The sequence below is a fragment of the Cohnella cellulosilytica genome (genome assembly GCF_042431195.1).
GTDB classification, from domain to species: domain Bacteria; phylum Bacillota; class Bacilli; order Paenibacillales; family Paenibacillaceae; genus Cohnella; species Cohnella cellulosilytica.
Map to the genome: position 1 here is coordinate 91,177 of NZ_JBHMDN010000073.1, position 18,711 is coordinate 109,887.

Here is an 18,711-nt window from a genome sequence, read left to right on the forward strand (position 1 = left end):
GCGCGTAATCGTGCGTTTGGCGGGGTGTTTGTCGTTCGTGCGCGTTCGGCTGCTGCAGCATGTAGGGCACAGCATTCAGCAAATCGCGAATCGTATTGGAGAGTGCAGGTCGTCGTTATTTGATGCCGAAGCGAACGAACGAGTCGACGATCTGACGGCGCAGAACGAGGTAGATGAGGAGGATGGGCAGACACGATACGGCGGTCGCCGCCATCAGCGAGCCCCACATGTTCGTGTCCGAATTGACGAACATTCGGAGGCCGATCTGCAGCGGGGCATTCTCCATCTTCTTCGTGATCAGCATCGGCCACAAGTATTCGTTCCAGCCGTTGATGAACAGGATAATGCCGAGCGAAGCCACGGTGGATTTGATGTTGGGCAGAATAAGCCGCATGAGAATGCCGAAGTCGCTCTGTCCGTCGATACAGGCCGCCTCGATAAGCACGCGAGGGAACGAATTGAAGCTCTGATAGAGCGACAGAATCGCGAATGTGGAGACGGCGAACGGCAGCACGATTCCGATCATCGATTCGTTGAAGCCGAGCTGATTAACGAGCACGTAATTGGGAATCATGACCGCTTGAAACGGGATCAGCCAGGTTAAGCTAAGCAGGGCGAAAATAAATCCCTGCCCGCGGAATCTCCAGCGAACGAGCGCATAGGCAGCCAGCATGCCGGTGGCCAACTGGGAAAGAGTCAGCAGGCTGGCGACGCCGAACGAATTGAACATCATGCGGACGATCGGCATCTGCTCGAAGGCATATGTGTAGTTGCTGAAAATCGGACTATGCGGAATCAGAGAGGACGTGAAAATCTCCGATTCGTTCTTGAACGAGGAATTAACCATCCAGTAGATCGGGAACAGGGCGATCAAGCACATGACGACAAGCACCGCATGCTGCGCGATCACGAGTCCAGAAAGCTTTTTCTTCATCGGGGAGCTCCTCCTGTCCTAGTTGTCGTAAAAGGAATACCTTCTGGAAAGCTGATTCAGCGTCAGCGAGATGATCCCGAACACGATGAAGAAGAGCAGGGCCGCCGCGGCGCTGAAGCCGGCGTTCAGGTTGGAGAAGGCATACTTGTACATCTCGTAATAAATGTTGGTCGACGTGCCGTACGGACCGCCCGTCGTCAGAATGTCGATATAGGCGAACGTCCACTGGCTGGAGAACAGAATGCTCATCGTCAGCATGAACAGAATCATCGGCGACAGGAGCGGAACCGTCAGGCGGTAAAACTGCCGCAGGCTGCTGGCGCCGTCGATCGCCGCCGCTTCGTAATATTCCCGGTTAATGCCGGTGAGCGCCGCGGAGAACATAATCGTGCTGAAGCCGACCATCTTCCAGCCGGTGATGAGCAGGATCAGCCATTTCGCGAAGCTCGGGTCCGAGAAATAGGCGATCGGCTGGCTGATCGCTCCGAGCTGGAACAGCACGTCGTTAACCAGGCCGTTGGACGGGTGGAACAGCCAGCGCCAGATCGCGCTGACCGACACGGGCGCGAGAATCATCGGCACGAAGAAAAGCGCGCGGTAGACATTTTTCATTCGGCCTTCCATCTGATGGGTAACGGACGCCAGCAGCAGCGGGATCAGAATGGAAAAGGGCAGCAGGCCGGCCGTATAGAACAAGGTGTTGCCGATCGAGCTGATAAAGCCCTTGTTCTCCGCCAGTCGCGTAAAATTATCGAAGCCGACGAATTCCGGCGTCGTTCCCGGAACCATGCCCCACTTGTGGAATGCCAAATAAAAAGTGTTCAACAGCGGGCGGTACATCCAGATGCCCAACAGCAGCAACGCGGGCAGAAGGTATAGATAAGGCTTCAGCTTGCGCCGGAGCTTCGTGCCGTTCAGGCTTCTCTTCCGCGCGATCGACGGCTTCCCCGCCAAGGGGGGTGCATAGGAGGTTTCTAGTGCTCGGTTCATCGCAGTTCCCTTCTTTATTGAATCATCTTGTTAATTTCGTCTGCGGCTTTCTGCAGCGTCTCGGCCACGTTGCTGTCCGAGATTACCGATTTGCTGATGGCGTCGGAGAACAGCGTCGTAATCTCCGAAGCGTATTCTCCCGGCCAGATCGCGACGGGATGGATATGCTTCAACTGTTCGAGGTTGATCCGGTAAAGCGGATGCTGATCGATAAAGTCCTTCAGCCCGTTCGGATCGTCCGCCAGCGCCGTGCGCAGAGGCAGGTAGCCGACCTCCGAAGTGATGATCGTGTAGCCGCGGTCGCCGGTGACGAACTTGATGAATTCCCAGACGGCGGAGTTCTTCGTCGGATTGTCCGGGCGAACGGCCAGCATGCTTCCGGAGTTGACCGGAATCGACGGCTTGTCGCCGAATTGCGGCAGGCCTGCTCCGTAGACGTCCCAGCCGCCGGCTTCGGAGGCTTTGCGAATGCCGCTGTACAGCGCCGTCGAGGTGATGTACATGCCCATGTTGCCGGCCATGAACTGCTCCGCCAGCTCGCTTTCCCCGCCTACCGCGTGGGCGCCGTTCTTGTACAGGTCCTGCCACATTTCGATCGCTTCGACGGATGCCGGCTCGGCGAACTTGACCGTTTTGCGATCCTCCGCGAGCACTTCTCCGCCGTTGCTCAGAATCAGGCCTTCCGTCGTCCAGCCGTTGTTCGGAGCGAGGCCGAAGCCGTCCTTGCCCGTGGCGGCCTTGATTTTCAAGGACGCGTCCTTGATCTCGGCCCACGTCTTGGGCGGGCTGGTCGGGTCAAGCCCGGCTTCGCGGAACAGCTTGCCGTTCATGAAGACGATCGGGGTGCTGAACGTGAAGGCGAGACCGTACATTTTGCCGTCGATCTTGCCCAGCTCGAGCGCGTTCGGCTCGATGCCCTTCAGATGCTCTTCGAGCTGATCCTTCGGAAATATATCCTCATAAGCTTTGAAGCCCAGGTTTAATCTGGACGCGTCCAGCGTGCTGAACGTATGCTGCACAATATCGACCTGTTTGCCGGCGGAAATATCGGCCTTAAACTGCTGGTACGTCGGATCGGCTACCGCTTCGACGACAACGCCTTTTTCTTTGCCGATCGTGTCGTTGAACTCCTGGATGAGGTGTTCCATGCCGGCCTTCATCGTCGGCGAGCCCAAGCTGTAGGAATAGAATGTGATCTTGGTCGGGTTGGCGGGGTCCAGCTTGCCCTGCTCGGCCTGGCCAGAGGAGCCGGCCGCCGAACCGCAGGCGCTGAGGCCGACGGCGGTTGTCAACGCCAGCAGCACGGAAATTCCCTTTTTCACTTTTGTCATGGTCGAATTTTCCCTCCGGGGATAAGCTTTTCTATGTTCACGACGAGGGCTTTCGAGTGAAAGCCCGGCCGCAATTTTATTCCAGGCAATAATCCTGAATGCTCCGGCGAAGCTCGGCGTCGATGCCGAACTCGGCCTCCAGATAACGCTCGAACGATTCGTAATGTTGGATAATGGCGGCCATGGAAGCGTCGAGATAGCGCGGCTGCAGCTCCATGGCGGTACGGAAGACGTTCATGTCGGACGGGTCCAGATAGGCGGAGGCGGAATTATACATGTCTTGATGAAATTCCGTCAACGTGAGATTGGACAGAAGATAATCCTCCATGACGGTCTCGTACGGAACGCCAAGCGTCAGCTGAATGAGCATGCTGCCGATCCCCGTTCTGTCGCGTCCGCCCGCGCAGTGCTGCACGAGAGGAAGGTTGGCTTCGGGTTCTTTAAGCAGTCCCATCAGATGTTGGTAAGAGGCGTTGCGGATCGGGAGCTCCTCGTACATGTTAAGCAGCATGTCTGCTGTAAAATGCTTGTGCATCCCGCTGGCGAACAGCTGCTCCATCGACACATGAGGCTTGTCCTCCGCCGCGGCGTTGGCCGGCACGCGAATCAGGCTCGCGCTGCCGATCGCCGGGTCCGGCTTCTGGCCGGCTTCCTCGCGGTTTCTGTAGTCGAAGACGGTTCTGAGACCGATCGGCTCAAGGAACCGCATGTCTTCGGCGGTAAGGCCGGTCAACTCGGCGGCGCGGAACAGAAGTCCCTTCTTGATCGCGCGTCCGTCGGAGGCGCGAATCCCGCCCATGTCGCGGAAGTTGAACGCGCCTTGCAGCGGAAGCAGGCAGTCGGGCATAAGCTGTTGAGTCATCTTGCGTTCTCTCCTCGGTTGTCGATTAGTGTTGGGCGGCCAGAGCCTTCATCGGGAATCTGAAATATTCGGTTCCGCTGGTCGGCAGGGAGAGCGTCTGAACGGACACGCCTTCTCCCGGAGTGACGGAGACGACGTTAAAGCTGCAAGCGTCGATCATGCGGAAGTTCTCCTCGGCGTCGGCTTTGCCGATAAAGGCGGTTCCGGCGGCGGCGACGTTAACGACGCCCAGGTACGAGCCGACATTGTCGGAGTGGACGTGGCCGGCGAATACGCCTACGACGTCGGTGCCGGCGAGCGCTTCTCCGATTTCCCGGCGGTTCGTCAGGATGTGGTCGCCCAGCATGCCGCCGATGCCGAGCATCGGGTGATGCAGCGCCACGACCGTACCGTTCGGAGCGGCGGTGCTCAGCTCTTGCTTCAGCCAAGCCATCTGCGTTTCGTCGACCGTGCCGTTGTGATCGCCCGGAACCTGGGAGTTGAGGCCGATAAGACGCAAGCCGTCGATCGTATGCGAGTAGTAGTAAGGCTCTTCCGAAGGCTGTTCGCCGAGGTAGCCTTCGCGGAAAGGTCCGCGGTGATCGTGATTGCCGAGCACGACGTGTACGGGAGCGCCGATCAGGCGGGAGCCTTCGTCAAGCACTTGGCGGATGTAGGCATAATCTTCCGCGTCGCCTTCGTGAGTCAAATCGCCGGTGATGAGGACGAAGGCGGGCGCGATTTTGGTTTCTTCGATATAACGGAACACTTGGGCGACTTTGTCGGCGAGCTGGAATTTGGCGAGCAGTCCGTCCTTGCCGGGAGCGTTCATGTGCGTGTCGGTCAGGTGTACGAATTTAACGGTTGTCATAAAAGGTTCAGCCTCCAATGAGTTTGTGGTTGACGTCTTGTACACAACCATTATCGATCTTGTATGTAAGTTGGGTATAAACGAGATTGCTGAAGTTTGTAAAAATAAAGAGACGCAGCCCATGGGGCGCGTCCCTCGCTTCAACTCTTTATTGATCTCTTCTTCTGCGAAGTGATGGCATTTCTTCGTAATAAGATTGCAGATGCTTGTCCAAACTCCAGATTCTAATCGATGCGATCGGGATAACAGAATCCTTATATTTTTTATATACTTGAACGATGGATAAATCGCCGATACCTATTTTCATCACTGCATGTTCGACTACCGCGTCAGATATAGCTAACAGATCCTCTTTTTCAAACTCCCTGCCGTAATAGGACCACGGAGCCTGTTCATTCACCGTTCTTTTTATCAATTCAGCCATAGTTTGAGCGCGGCTTCTTCTAAGATTGCCATCGGCTATATGTGCAATGTGATTGCCAGTTTCTATAAGGGTTGCCAAGGGCAGAATCAACGTTTGCTGTCGATCTTGTTGCAATAAGGCCAGATCTTCAATAACTTCCTTATGATTCTGATTCATATGAGGAATATTTACAATGTTGCATAGGATGGAAGTATCGATAATACTTACGTGCATATCTACACCCCCAACCAGCCCAAATCCATATTATTTTGATTCGGATTCTTTAGCGCTTTGACAAGCTCGTTCCTCACAGTCAGATCGCCCAAATTTCCTTTGGACAATAAAGCAGGCAAAAACTCTATGTCCGGCAGGGAATAAAACTTGCTCGAACCATCGCTTGAATCTCTGTAACATAAAACAACGCCTAACAATTCTTCTCTTGTAAGGGCATTAAGCAAAGTGGGGTTATGTGTGGTGATAATTACATCTAATTGTCGTTCCCTGCTTAGCTTCGATAGAACTTGGATTAAGCGTTTAATTCTGCTCGGATGAATGCCGTTGTCTACTTCCTCTACCACGATCATGCTGCCTGGTTTTTCACTAATAAGCGAAGACAATATGGCTAAATACCTGAGTGTGCCATCCGAAAGTCGCTTTGCCTCAACAAACTCCGAGCGTTCGCCATACTTTTCTTTCAGGGAAAACATAACATCGCCAATTGAAGTTTTGATAAATGAAATATCCAGAATTTCATTTTCCGGTAATTCTTTAAGTGCTTCCAGCAGCTTTTTTTTATAATCTTTGTTCTGACAAAGCTCATAAAGCACGGAAGAGATATTATCGGCCGTTGGCCGCAGTTCATGATCGCTCATTCTGGAGTAATCTCTCATAAGGCTAGGCAGCGGGTCCAGAAACAAAATTTTCCCCAAGTGATCCAAAACGAGATTAATGTAAGCCACATTTTTTTTATTATTCTCAGTTGTCGTAGGCAGCTTAGAGGCGAGTTGAGCCAGCACCGATACAGAACGAAGGCAAGTAACCTCGGGGTTCCTGCCCTTTCTGCCATTATTGTATTCCACATTAATGTCGCTAAAGTCGTCAGAGGTATCTTTTGTTTGAAAAATCAAAACGGGTTTGGCGTTAGGCGAAAGCTTAAACAGATGCTCGGCGAGTATAAATACTCGATTGCTGACTTTGATTGTAATTGAATACTCCAGATCGTAATCTTCGTCGATATCTACCAAGCAGCCCAATGTAAAAGTATCGGCGCCGATTCGGGGACACCCGATACTTCCGCCTCTGATTTCACTGTCCACGTTCTTAGAACCGTCAAGGATAACCGCCAATTCTCGTCCCGTGGATATTTCGGAAAGGATTTTAATTCCCTCAATAGCATTGGTTTTCCCGCTCGCGTTGGTGCCGATCAATGCTGTCAATTTCTCTATTTCTAATATGGATTGATCAAAACTTTTAAAGCTTCGGAATGAAAAGTTTTTAAGCATTGCAATCCCCCCTTCGTACCTCCGGATGGAATGTAACCTTATATTGCTCAGTATACCTGGTTACGTTCATAGTAATACTAGAAATCTTGCATCTGGATACAGCTATACCGAAGGAATTTGCCAATCGATTTCCGTCTGTCCCGTCTCGCGGAGGAAGGCGTTGCTCTTCGAGAAGGGCTTGCTTCCGAAGAAGCCGGCGTGAGCGGACAACGGGCTGGGATGGGCGGAGCGGATGACGCAGTGGCGCTTCCCGTCGATGAAGGAAGCTTTCTGCTGCGCGTGACGGCCCCACAGAATAAACGCCATCGGCTTCTCCCGTTCGTTCAGGCACTCGACGATGCGGTCGGTGAATTTCTCCCAGCCAAGGCTCTTGTGAGAATTCGCTTCGCCCTGCCGCACGGTCAGCACGGCATTGAGCAGCAGGACGCCCTGCTTGGCCCAGTGCTCGAGATTGCCGTGGTTCGGAATCTCGCAGCCGAGGTCCGCCTTTAATTCCTTGAAGATGTTCTGAAGCGAAGGGGGCTGCCTGACGCCCTGCTGCACCGAGAAGCTGAGCCCGTGGGCTTGTCCCGGGCCGTGGTACGGGTCCTGTCCGAGAATGACGACCTTCACTTCCGAGTAAGGCGTCCAATGCAGCGCCTGGAAAATCTGATAAGGATTCGGGTAGACGACCCTCTCCCGGTATTCCGACGCCAGTCGTTTCCTTAATTCCTGGTAATACGGCAGCTCCATCTCGGGAGTCAACAGTTCTCCCCAGTCGTTGTGAAATTGAACGGCCATGCAAGCTTGTCTCCTCTCTAGAAAATGTCCAGCGCGACCGGACAATGGTCGCTGCCCAGAATGTCGCAATGAATGGAGGCGTCCTTGATCGCGGGAGCCAGACGGGCCGAAGCGATGAAGTAGTCGATTCTCCAGCCGACGTTGCGCTCCCGGACGCCCGGCATGTTCGACCACCAGGAATAGACGTCGATCCGGTCGGGATGCAGATGCCGGAACGTATCGATGAAGCCGGCGTCCAGCAGCCGGGTCATCTTCTCCCGCTCTTCGTCGGTGAAGCCGGAATTGCCGCGGTTCGACCTGGCGTTCTTGATATCGATCTCCTGGTGGGCGACGTTCAGGTCGCCGCAGGCGATGACCGGCTTGCGCTTGTCCAGCTCGGACAAATAATCGCGGAACCGATCCTCCCACTCCAATCGGTAATCGAGCCGGGACAAATCCCGCTTGGCGTTCGGCGTATAGACCGTCACAAGGAAAAATTCCTCGAACTCGAGCGTAATGATCCGCCCCTCCGGCTCGGAATCCTCTTCAAGCCCGTAGCGCACGGACAACGGCTTGATTCTCGTCAGAATCGCCGTGCCGGAGTAGCCCTTCTTCTCCGCGTAATTCCAATATTGTTCGTACTCGGCGCCGACGGCAAGCTGGAGCTGGCCTTCGGACAGCTTCGTCTCCTGCAGGCAGACGATATCGGCGTCGACTTCCCGGAAGTAGTCGAGGAAGCCTTTGTTCACGCATGCCCGCAGTCCGTTTACGTTCCAGGACACCAATTTCATAGCACCTTCCGCCCCTTTGTCGAATCCTTTTTTACCAGTGTATCACAGATTGTCTTTGGGACGTCTTGCGGATTGTTTTTTGTCCGGAAACTGGCTATCCTTAAAGAGGATTCAATCGAACGAAACGGGCGGATAAGAACTTATGCATTCAATATATCGACTGGGAAAAGATGACCTATGACTATCGGTTTTTTCGATTCGGGGATCGGCGGATTAACCGTGCTGGAGGAATCGCTGAGGCGGCTTCCCGCGCAGGACTACGTTTATATGGCGGATACGCTTCATGTGCCCTACGGGCCGAAATCGCAAGAGGAAGTCCGGGGTTACGTGCTGGACGCGGTCAAGACGATGATGGGCGAAGGGATCGAGGCGCTCGTGATCGCTTGCAACACCGCGACGAGCATTGCGGTGAACGAGCTTCGGGAGCTGTACGACATTCCCATCATCGGCATGGAGCCGGCCGTCAAGCCGGCGGTGGAGATGAATCGGGCGACGGGCAGAAGGGTGCTCGTCTTCGCGACCCAACTGACGCTCAGCATGCCGAAGTATTACGCGCTCGTCTCCCGGGTGGACGAGGAGGGAATCGTCGATTCTCTGCCGCTCCCGGAGCTGGTTCGCTACTGCGAGGATTTGCAATTCGACAGACGGATTCTCAAGGATTACTTCCTCGGGAAGCTGGCGGATTACGATCTTGGCCGCTACGGCATCGTCGTTCTGGGCTGCACTCATTACCCGTATTATCGCAACATTCTTCGCGAATTGCTCCCGGCGCATATCGAGATCGTGGACGGCAACGCCGGGACGATCCGCAGATTGGCTTCTCTGCTCAGCCGCTACGGCGTCATGTCGGGACGGGGCAGCGGGGACGTCAAGCTGATGTGCACCGGCAACGATCCGGCGTACATCGTTAAGATGCAGAATGCTCTGCAATGGCTGCGCGACAATTATTCTTAGGATATAGCTTACCAGCTTCTGCGATACGCTATAAACGCAAATAGGCCGCCCCCGTCAAAGGTGATGCGGCCTGCTTGTGTTTGATAAGGACATTGTCCGATTCCCTATGTCGACGTTAGGGTTGGGAGGTAGGATCGCTTGAAAAGAATCTTATTGCTTCTTAGCATTCCCGCTGCTCTGATTAACTCGGCTCTCTGTATTTATTTCATATTCTCGGGTGTCGGAATGGCAAGTGTTTTGATCGTTCTTTTCATGCTTTTTTTGCCTTCAATTATGGCATGTTTTTCAATTGTTTATTCAAACAGGTTGTTCCTTGTCGTTTCTTTGCTTTGGTCTCTTCCACTAACTGCGTATTTTTCGCTGGCGCCAAATTACGTTAAATTAAGCGGGTTGGCATTTATCGTTAATTTATTGTGTTTCTTCCTCATCACATTTAACCAAAAGGTTAGATCGTAAATTACAGCTAAAATTGTTCCCTTTCCCCGATTGTCCGAAGCAGCGATTCCAGCTCCGTCTCGACAGCGGCAATCTCGGCGATGCAGCCCTGGAGCGCATCCAGAAGAGGAGTCAGCGCCGCGAGCGTTTGCTCGGATTGGGGGGCGAGCTTGTCGCTCCCATCCTTCGAACGGAGCGCTTCATCGGCCACGGCATGGAACTGCCGGCCGAGGGCCTCGATCTGCCGGGCGGCGATTGCGGCGTCCTCGGATAGCGATTCGGCTTCGCGCGATACGGACGCAAATCCGGCGCCTCTAGGTCCCGCGCGGGCCGCCTCGACGGCGACGTTCCGCGACAGCTCCTTTGTTCGTCCGCCGAGGCTCCGAACAAGGAGCGAGATCGTCCGGATCTGTTCGGAGGCTTGCGCGAGCAGGGACGCAAGATCCGGACGTTCGTTTAAACGCCGATCGGCTTCGAAGGCCATAGGGGCTGCTCTCCTGTCAAGTATCGGGATTCCAATCGGTCCGAAGGCATCGGCGGATCGATCATAAAGCCTTGCACGATATCGCAATTCATCGCCCGCAGCGATTCCAACTGCTCGGCGGTCTCGACTCCTTCCGCAATGACGCGAAGGTCCAGGCCGTGGGCCATATCGATGATCGTTTTCGTCAGGACGGCGCTCTTCGCGTCGCTCGTGAGCTCTCTCACGAAGCTTCTGTCGATCTTCAAAATGTCGATCGGAAATTGCTTCATATACCCGAGTGCGGAATAGCCTTTGCCGAAGTCGTCGATGGCGATCTGGAATCCGAGCGCTTTGAACTTCCGCAAGATGGGAAGCACCTCCTCGATATCGTCCATGCTGCTGCTTTCCGTAATCTCGATCACAAGCTGCTCGGGGGCGCAGGGCATGCGGCGAAGGAGCTCCTGAATGGAAGAGACGAGATCCGGCGCGCGAAATTGTCTCGCGGACAGGTTAACGGCCACCGAAGGAACCGTCCGGCCTTCGATCTGCCACCGGCTGAGCTGCCCGCAGGCTTCCGCGAGCACCCACTTGCCGATATCCAGAATGCTTCCGGTTTCCTCCGCGATCGGAATGAACTCTCCCGGAGACACTTCGCCGAGCGTCGGATGCTTCCATCTGAGCAAGGCTTCCATCCCCTCCATCCGGCCCGTAATGGCGTTGACCTGGGGCTGATAATGCAAGCGAAGCTGGCCCTTGTCGATGGCCCATCGCAGCTCGTTCTCCAGGACAAGCTTGCGCTGGAAGGTGTCCCGAATGCCGGAGTTGAACAGCCGGCAGCCCGTCTTCCGAATTTTCGCCTCGTACATCGCCAGATCGGCATGCTTCACCAGCGTTTCGAAATCTTCTCCATGCTCGGGCGACAGGCTGATTCCGATGCTGGCGCTGATATACAGCTCGTTGTCGTCGACGACAAAAGGAAGCTTCATGGCGGAGATCAGGCGCTTTGCATAGGCGAGGGCATCGCCGGGAGAACTCGGGTTCCGCTGGACGAGGATGAACTCGTCGCCTCCGAGCCGGGAGAAGATGTCCCGCTCGGCGGTGACCGACTTCAGACGTCCCGCCGCCTGCTGAAGCAGCTTGTCCCCGACGCTGTGGCCCAGAGAATCGTTCACCTTCTTGAACCGGTCCAGGTCGATGAAGAAAACGGCCATTTTGCGTTCCGCCGCCCCCGGCTCCGCGTCCGTCTCCCGCACCAGCTCGTGCAGCAGCGTCCGGTTGGGGAGCCCGGTCAGCTTGTCGAAATGGGCCAAATATTTCAGATGTTCTTCGGATTGCTTGCGCTCCGTGATGTCAGTGAACATGCCGAGGTAATTCGTGATCCGTCCGTGCTCGTCCCTGAGCGTCGTAATGGAGAGCCATTCGGGGTAGATCTCGCCGTTTTTCCTGCGGTTCCAGATTTCGCCTTCCCAATGGCCGGTCGAGTGGATTCTTTCCCACATCCGAATGTAGAAATACGGATTTTGAACGCCGGAATTCAGCAGATGGGGAGTATGTCCGACCGCCTCGGCTTCCGTATATCCGGTCACGGACGCGAACGCCTGGTTGACGGACAGAATCCGAAGCTGCTCGTCCGTAATCATGATGCCTTCGCTGGCATTGCTGAATACTTGGGCGTGCAGACGAAGCTTGGACAGCGTGTCCTTGCGCGTTGTAATGTCGGAGAACATGCCGACGTAATTGATGAGCCTTCCGTGATCGTCCTTCACCGAGCTGATGGACAGCCATTCGGGGAATACTTCTCCGTTTTTTCTGCGGTTCCAAATCTCCCCCTGCCAATTGCCGTCCTTATGAATGGAAGCCCACATATCGACATAGAAATCGGGATCCTGCACGTTCGACTTCAACAGGCTCGGAGTGCGGCCGATCACCTCCTCCTCGGCATAGCCGGTTACGGCGGTGAAGGCCGGATTGACGCTGACGATTCTGGAGAAGCAGTCGGTGACCATAATCGCTTCCTGCGAATCGCGAAAAATTCTGGCGAAAGGCAGCGCCAGATGCTCGGGTATCGTGCGCAGCTTGCGGGTATAAGAGTGTCGAGTCATGATAGAGCCCCCCTTCTGCGTTCTCTCCTTGGCAGCCGATCAGCCCCAAATTCCGGTCAGGCGGAAACGTTCTCTCAGCGAATCCGGAATGTCGTGGAAGATGACGTTCGCGCGATTGTCGGAGGCGATCTTCTTGACGGCCAGCAGCAGTCCCAGTCCCGAGCTGTCCATGTCCGTTACTTGGCCGAGTTGAAAGGAGATGTCGACAGAGCTTTGCCGGATCAACGGGAACAGCTGCTGGCGAATCCCGGCCGCTTCCTTGACGCCGATCGCTCCGGACAGCAGGACGGTAATTCGTTCTTCCTGAGAGGTCATTTCAAAGCACATTCGCGCACCTCCAAATAAGGGAAAACGGGTATACCTACCTATACCGTATATACCATTATTTTTCTGTGATAAATCTCACATCCTGTCGAACCGCGGCGAACGTTCGCAATTGCCGAAGCCGAGGACGAGGATGAGGGACATGCGCAGGGGACGATAAGCCGGTCTGACGGATGCCGCCGACGCCCGGTGCTTGGTCAAGGTTGACGGAATGCGGATCGTGATGGATGATATTCTTATTTATGGCGAAAAAGAGGAGGGTTCCCCGTGGAGGAGCTGCTGAAGCCGGACGGCTTCGAGAGCGAGCTGCTGCTCGTGCTTCCGGAATATTTGCAGAGAGAATTGGCGGAGGCTGAGCTGACTCGTCAGCTGTTCGTGAGCGATATCGGCTATTTTCCGAGCGCGCGTTACCATTATCGGGAAAGGGACGAGGGCAGCGACGCGCATATCGTCCTGCTCTGCGCCGAAGGAGAGGGCGAGATCGTGCTGACGGGCAGCGGCGTCAGAACGAAGCTGACCGCCCGCCATCTGTACGTAATCCCGGCCGATACGCCGCATCGCTATGGAGCCTCGGAGAGAGAGCCATGGAGCATATACTGGTTTCATGTCAAAGGAGAGCACGCCGCGGCGCTGATCGCGCAGTACGAGCTGGATCGCGGCCCTCTGCCGCTGCCGATCGGGGTGTACGGAAGCTTCGTCGAGACGTTCCGGCACTGCTACGACATGCTGGCCGAGCGCGCTTACGCGACCGGCGCGCACGTTCACGTCAGTCAGGCGGTTCGGCATCTGCTTAGCGGAATCGGCATCGCCACGGAGTCTGCGGCGCGCGGGAGAAGGAAGGACAGCGGCCTGGAGAAGGCGCTGCGATACATGGCGGACCATGCGGAGGAATCGATCAAGCTGCCGGAGCTCGCCAAGCAGGCGGGCGTATCCAAGCAGCATCTGATCTATCTGTTCAAGCAGGAGACGGGCTTTCCGCCGATCGAGTATTTTCTGCGGATGAAGATGCAGCGCGCCGCTCGGCTCCTCGACCTGACCGACCTGGGCATCAAGCAGATCGCGGCCTCGGTCGGTCTGTCTGACCCGTATTATTTTTCCCGGCTGTTCAAGCAGATGATGGGGCTGTCCCCCACGAAGTATAGGCAGATCCCGAAGGGTTAGGCGGCTCAAGATAGCCAAAGAAGGGGGATAAGCGAATGAATCCGGTAAAGGTAATGCTGGTGGACGACGAGGTGCTGGCGATCGAGCATATGCGCGGGCTGATTTCCTGGCAGAGCCTCGGCTACGAGATCGTCTGCACGGCAACAAGGCCGGCGGAGGCGCTGCGGCTGGCCAGGGAGCACCGTCCGGAGCTGGTGATCGCGGACATCGTCATGCCCGGCATGGACGGGCTGGCGTTGAGCAAGGCATTGCTGGAGGAAGGGACGGCGCCGAAAATCGTGCTGCTCACCTCCTACAAGGAGTTCGAATACGCCAAGGAAGCGCTCAAGCTGGGCGTGGCGAACTACTGGATCAAGCACGAGATGGACGCCGAGACGGTCAAGCGCGAGTTGGGCGGCTTGCGGGAGGAGATCGAAGGCGAGCGCCGGGCGCGCAAGCACGACCGGGGCAGGCTGCTCGTCGATTGGCTGGGCGGACGGACGCTGACGGACGAGCAGTGGCGGAAGGCGACGGCCGGGGCCGGCGAGAGGTACGACCGGCTCCAGTTAACGGTGCTGCAGCCGGATCGGCCTTTTCCGGTGCTGCCCATAGCGGCCCGGCCAGCGGACGAGCTGCCCGCGGAATGGACGGAGGACGAAGCGGACGGATTGCTGGCGGCGGTCCGGTTTCTGGGCGGCTATTACGTGCTGGTGTACGGTGACAACGCGGTCCGGGGCGAAGGGAAGATGCGGGAGGAGCTGGAGCGGAAAACGGCGGAAGCCGTGCGGACGCTGGAAAGGTTGACCGGCACGACCGTATCGGCGGCGTTGGCCTACGGCTTGGCGAGCCGGACGGAGGCGCCCGGCAGGCTGGGCGAAGCGATGAAGCAGCTGGAGCGGGGGTTCTTCCATGGGCCGCGCTTTCTTGTGCGGCTCAACGATCTGCGGCTGGGAGAGGCTAAGGAAGCATTCCCGTGGGCGTGGGAAGATGACGCGGCGGCGGTTCGGGGGCTGCTCGCGGAACGCAAGACCAAGGAGGCCGCCGAAGCGTTGGCGGCTGCGTTCGAGCGGGCGGCGAAGACGCGGGATGGCGACGGCTTCGCCGATCTGTGCCGGCAGACGGTCGCCGCGCTGAACCGGAGCCGCGCCCAGGCCGGGCTGCCGCCGCTCGCGGAGGCGCGTGAGGAAGAACGGGCGGAATGGACTTCGCTCGAAGGCATTCTCTCCTGGTTCCAAGCGGAGCTGGGCCGACTTCCGGCTGCGGATGCGGAAGGGCCCGCCGTGTCGCGGAAGGTGCGCCAGGCGCTCGATTATTTGGAGATGAACTACGCCGACCCGGACGTCGACGCCGACGCGGTCGCCAGGGAGATCGGAATCAGCCGCGACCATCTCCGCCATGTGTTCAAGGAAGAGACGGGCAAGACGGTGCTCGACCGGCTGACGGACATTCGGATGGAGCGGGCCAGGCGGCTGCTCGACGAAGGCGCGCTGAAGGTGTACGAGATCGCCGAGCGCGTCGGCTACCGCAACGGGCAATATTTCAGCCAGGTGTTCCGCAAGACGACGGGCATGACCCCGCTCGATTATATGGAGAAGCGCAGGTGAACCGGCGATGCGCATGAAAATTCGCACCAAGATTATCGCCAGCACGGTGCTCGTCGTCTCGCTCTCGCTGATCGTGAGCGGCTTTTTCATCTACGATTACGCCAAGGGCATCATTCGCGAGCAGTCGATCAAGGACAGCCGGACGAAGCTGGCGCAAATCTCGTTCCAGCTCAAGAAAATCCAGGAGCAGGTCGTCAAGACCGCCGAATACATCGTTTCCGACGAGGAGATGACCGAGCTGATCTATGCGCCGCCGAGCGCGAGCGTGGAGGAGAATTATTTTCGCAAGCAGGCGGTTCAGGAGAAGCTCGGCCGGTTCGTGGCGCTCAGCAACTTTATTCTGAACGTCGTCATCGCTCCGCCGAACGGGGAAACCTACTCGAATTACGCCGGCTACGAGGACTATTTCGCAGAGTACCTGAAGCAGGATTGGTTTCTGAAAATGAAGGGCGTCCGCAACGGGTACAGCGAGCCTCATCCGTTCTTCTTCATCAGCGGCAATCGCCAGGCGTTCAGCTACGTGGTCAAGTACCGCCCCATCGGGCAAAACGCGGCCGAGGAGAGCTATCTGGTCATCGACATCGCCTACTCGGAGCTGGCCAACGTGTTCCTGCAGAGCGCCCGGGACTTCGAGCAGATCGAGCTGTTCACGGGCGCGGACGAGCTGCTCCATGCTTCCAACGGCAGCCTGCCGGAACCGGATCGCGTCTTCATGGCCGAAGCGCTCGCCTCCGGAGAGACGTTCGCCGAGGACGGCAAGCGGATCGTGCTGACCGAAGAAGCGATGAACCAGGGCTGGCGGCAGGCGGCGCTGCTGTCCAAGAGCAAGCTGTTCGAGAAGATCAACCGCGTCTTCTTTTTCTACCTCGTCATTATCGCCACGGGCATCGTCGTGACGCTTATCGTCATGCTGCCGATTATCGTCAATCTGACGAAGCCGCTCATTCGGCTGACGAACGCGATGAAGCGGGTCGCCGTGGGCGACCTGGGGACGAGCGTGCGCATTCGCAGCGGCGACGAGCTGGAGATTCTCGGCAGCGGCTTCAACCGGATGGTCGAGGATCTGAAGGGGCTGATGGAAACGTCCGTGCGGAACGAGGCGGTGAAGCGGCAAATGCAGATCGACCTGCTGATGGCGCAGATCAATCCGCATTTTCTGTACAATACTTTGAATACGGTCATCTATTTGTCCCATGCCGGCCGCGGCGGGGAGGCGGCCGAGGTGACGCAGGCGCTCATCGCCATTCTCCAGGACACGATCAAGACGGGGGAAGGGGCCGTTCGGGCGCCGCTGGCCGAGGAGAAACGGATCGTCGACAAGTACGCGGTTATTCAGCAGACCCGCTATCCCGGCCGGTTCCGGCTGGATTGGGAGATCGAGGACGAGCTGCTCGGACGATCGGTTCCCCGGATGGCGCTGCAGCCGCTCGTCGAGAACGCGATCGTCCACGGCATTATCCCGTCGGATCGGGAAGAGGGAACGATCGTCGTACGTGCGTATCGGGACGGAGAAAGATTCTGTCTGGAAGTGGAGGACAACGGGCGGGGGATGGACGTTCCCGAGGAGGAGTGGACGGTGCGCGTCGGCCAGGGACCGGAACGCACGCGGGGCATCGGCCTGTCCAATATCCGGGAGCGGCTGAAGACGCATTTCGGCGCTTCCGCCCGGCTGGAAGCGCTCGGAGAGCCCGGACAGGGCACGCTCGTGCGGATCGCGCTCCCCTGGAGCGAGACGGAGGAGGCCGGCGGGGAGACACCGTGATCGCCGGATTTTATACGAAATCGCCGTTTTGACCGATTACGGAGCGGAAGGCCCCCGGGGTACGATAACGGTGCAAGTACTTACAACATCTTTCTTGGGGGGACTCACCATCGTGAACAACAGAAAGCTTGGCAAATGGGTGGGCGGTTTCACATCTTTCGCATTGCTGGCGGGGCTGCTCGCGGCTTGCGGCGGCAACGGCAATGAAGCGTCTCCGTCGGCTTCTTCGCCCGCGGCCAGCGGCGGCGCTTCTCCGTCCGCTTCGGCTCCGGCCGATCCGACGCAGCTCAGCGGCACCGTCAAGGTATGGGATTGGGACGAAACGTTCCAGAACGGCATGATCCCGGAGTTTAACAAGAAATACCCGAACATCAAGGTCGAGGTCACCGTCGTCAATCCGAACGATTACCTGCAGAAGCTGCAGAGCGGCATCGCCTCCGGCTCCGACGTGCCGGACGTGATTCTGGGCGAGGAAGCCTACCGCGGCAAGCTGTTCGATCTGGACGTGCTCGACAATCTGGAGGGCGCGCCGTACAACTTCGACCGGAGCGGCGTGCTGGACTACACGATTCCGTTCATCTCCAACTCCAGAGGCGAAGTGGTGGCGGTCGACCAAGCCATTACGCCGGCCGGCTTCGCTTACCGCCGCGACCTGGCCAAGCAATATTGGGGCACCGACGATCCGGCGGAACTGGCGAAGCTGCTGTCCAATTGGGACGACTTTATCGCCAAGGGCGTCGAGCTGAAGGAGAAAAGCGGAGGCAAGGCGCTGATGTTCCCGGGACTGGGGGACGCGTTCCTCGTGCTGAGAAACCAGAACACGGTGAACTACGTGAACGGCAGCGAGGTCGATCTGACCGCGAAGCTGCAGCAGCCGATCGAGACGCTGTTCAAGATGCGCGACGCGGGCATTCTCGGCAAGAACGAGCTGTGGACGCCGGCTTGGTCCGCATCGATGGCCAAGGGCGAGTTCATGTTCTACCCGATGGCGCCATGGGGACCGAAATGGCATATTTCCGCGAACGACCCGGAAGGCTCGGGCCGCTGGGGACTCGTCAAGGCGCCGGAGGTCGGCTTTGCCCGCGGCGGCACCGCCGTCGGCATCTACAAGGACAGCAAGGCGAAGGAAGCGGCGTGGGCGTTCGTCCAATTCGCTTACCAATCCGAGGAAGGCTCTCTGTACAATTTCCAAACATTCGGCAACATGACGAGCAACAAGGCGTTTTACGAGAAGCAGAAGGCGCTGTTCGAGGCGCCGGGCGCCTACGACGAGTTTTTCGGCGGACAGAACCTGTCGCAATACTTCCTGCAGGAAATCATTCCCGACATGAAGGGGCAGCCCCAATCCAAGTACGATTCCGTGGTGGACGGCGTGTTCAACGCGCTGTATCCGCTCTGGACGAAGGACGCTTCCATTACGGCCGACGCCGCGCTCGAGAAGTTCAAGACCGAGTTCAAGAACAAGGCGTCCGACGCGACGGTCAAGTAATTGACGGGAGAACGGG

General features: G+C 57.2%; 17 protein-coding genes. 5 read left to right on the forward strand and 12 right to left on the reverse strand.

Annotated features, from left to right (window positions below):
* Window positions 1-115: 115 nt before the first annotated feature.
* The 9 genes from ACFFT4_RS31705 to ACFFT4_RS31745 all read right to left on the reverse strand — a co-directional run bounded on the left by ACFFT4_RS31705 (window position 116) and on the right by ACFFT4_RS31745 (window position 8,422).
* Window positions 116-934, reverse strand: coding sequence for a carbohydrate ABC transporter permease (locus tag ACFFT4_RS31705; RefSeq protein ID WP_378053233.1), 819 nt, complete (start codon window positions 932-934; stop codon window positions 116-118).
* A gap of 18 nt (window positions 935-952) precedes the next feature.
* Window positions 953-1,924 (reverse strand): carbohydrate ABC transporter permease, encoded by a 972-nt coding sequence (locus ACFFT4_RS31710; protein ID WP_378053235.1) that lies wholly within the window; start codon window positions 1,922-1,924, stop codon window positions 953-955.
* A gap of 14 nt (window positions 1,925-1,938) precedes the next feature.
* The gene (locus tag ACFFT4_RS31715) at window positions 1,939-3,255 is read right to left on the reverse strand and encodes an ABC transporter substrate-binding protein (protein ID WP_378053237.1); all 1,317 of its coding nucleotides are present in this window, start codon (window positions 3,253-3,255) and stop codon (window positions 1,939-1,941) included.
* Between the two features lie 76 nt (window positions 3,256-3,331).
* On the reverse strand, window positions 3,332-4,117 hold the full coding sequence (locus ACFFT4_RS31720; protein WP_378053239.1) for a tyrosine-protein phosphatase: 786 nt from the start codon (window positions 4,115-4,117) through the stop codon (window positions 3,332-3,334).
* A gap of 25 nt (window positions 4,118-4,142) precedes the next feature.
* Entirely contained in the window at window positions 4,143-4,967 is an 825-nt protein-coding gene (locus tag ACFFT4_RS31725; RefSeq protein ID WP_378053241.1) for a metallophosphoesterase family protein, read from the reverse strand.
* A 148-nt stretch (window positions 4,968-5,115) separates the two neighbouring features.
* On the reverse strand, window positions 5,116-5,604 hold the full coding sequence (locus tag ACFFT4_RS31730) for a hypothetical protein (protein WP_378053243.1): 489 nt from the start codon (window positions 5,602-5,604) through the stop codon (window positions 5,116-5,118).
* A gap of 2 nt (window positions 5,605-5,606) precedes the next feature.
* Entirely contained in the window at window positions 5,607-6,872 is a 1,266-nt protein-coding gene (locus tag ACFFT4_RS31735) for an AAA family ATPase (RefSeq protein ID WP_378053245.1), read from the reverse strand.
* A gap of 102 nt (window positions 6,873-6,974) precedes the next feature.
* A complete protein-coding gene (locus tag ACFFT4_RS31740; RefSeq protein WP_378053247.1) occupies window positions 6,975-7,652 on the reverse strand; it encodes a uracil-DNA glycosylase in 678 nt (225 codons plus the stop codon).
* Between the two features lie 17 nt (window positions 7,653-7,669).
* Complete coding sequence (locus tag ACFFT4_RS31745) at window positions 7,670-8,422, reverse strand: exodeoxyribonuclease III (RefSeq protein ID WP_378053249.1); 753 nt, start codon at window positions 8,420-8,422, stop codon at window positions 7,670-7,672.
* Between the two features lie 177 nt (window positions 8,423-8,599).
* On the opposite strand from ACFFT4_RS31745, the gene murI reads away from it, so the two are divergent.
* Entirely contained in the window at window positions 8,600-9,376 is a 777-nt protein-coding gene (murI, locus tag ACFFT4_RS31750) for a glutamate racemase (protein WP_378053252.1), read from the forward strand.
* 463 nt (window positions 9,377-9,839) lie between these two features.
* Here murI and ACFFT4_RS31755 read toward each other — a convergent pair whose 3' ends face one another.
* Genes ACFFT4_RS31755 through ACFFT4_RS31765 form a run of 3 tightly spaced genes read right to left on the reverse strand, consistent with a single transcriptional unit; the run spans window position 9,840 to window position 12,703 of the window.
* Window positions 9,840-10,295: a methyl-accepting chemotaxis protein gene (locus ACFFT4_RS31755; RefSeq protein WP_378053254.1), complete on the reverse strand. Its 456-nt coding sequence runs from the start codon at window positions 10,293-10,295 to the stop codon at window positions 9,840-9,842.
* On the reverse strand, window positions 10,268-12,376 hold the full coding sequence (locus ACFFT4_RS31760; protein WP_378053256.1) for a sensor domain-containing protein: 2,109 nt from the start codon (window positions 12,374-12,376) through the stop codon (window positions 10,268-10,270). Before ACFFT4_RS31760 ends, ACFFT4_RS31755 begins: the two co-directional genes overlap by 28 nt.
* Before the next feature lie 39 nt (window positions 12,377-12,415).
* A complete protein-coding gene (locus tag ACFFT4_RS31765; RefSeq protein ID WP_378053258.1) occupies window positions 12,416-12,703 on the reverse strand; it encodes an STAS domain-containing protein in 288 nt (95 codons plus the stop codon).
* 264 nt (window positions 12,704-12,967) lie between these two features.
* On the opposite strand from ACFFT4_RS31765, the gene ACFFT4_RS31770 reads away from it, so the two are divergent.
* The 4 genes from ACFFT4_RS31770 (at window position 12,968) to ACFFT4_RS31785 (ending at window position 18,695) form a co-directional block, all read left to right on the forward strand.
* Complete coding sequence (locus ACFFT4_RS31770; protein ID WP_378053260.1) at window positions 12,968-13,861, forward strand: AraC family transcriptional regulator; 894 nt, start codon at window positions 12,968-12,970, stop codon at window positions 13,859-13,861.
* A 35-nt stretch (window positions 13,862-13,896) separates the two neighbouring features.
* A complete protein-coding gene (locus ACFFT4_RS31775) occupies window positions 13,897-15,444 on the forward strand; it encodes a response regulator transcription factor (RefSeq protein ID WP_378053262.1) in 1,548 nt (515 codons plus the stop codon).
* Between the two features lie 7 nt (window positions 15,445-15,451).
* Window positions 15,452-17,206 carry a sensor histidine kinase gene (locus tag ACFFT4_RS31780; RefSeq protein ID WP_378053264.1) on the forward strand — a complete coding sequence of 585 codons (1,755 nt, stop codon included), beginning with the start codon at window positions 15,452-15,454 and terminating at the stop codon, window positions 17,204-17,206.
* 112 nt (window positions 17,207-17,318) lie between these two features.
* A complete protein-coding gene (locus ACFFT4_RS31785) occupies window positions 17,319-18,695 on the forward strand; it encodes an ABC transporter substrate-binding protein (RefSeq protein WP_378053266.1) in 1,377 nt (458 codons plus the stop codon).
* The last annotated feature ends 16 nt before the right edge of the window (window positions 18,696-18,711 follow it).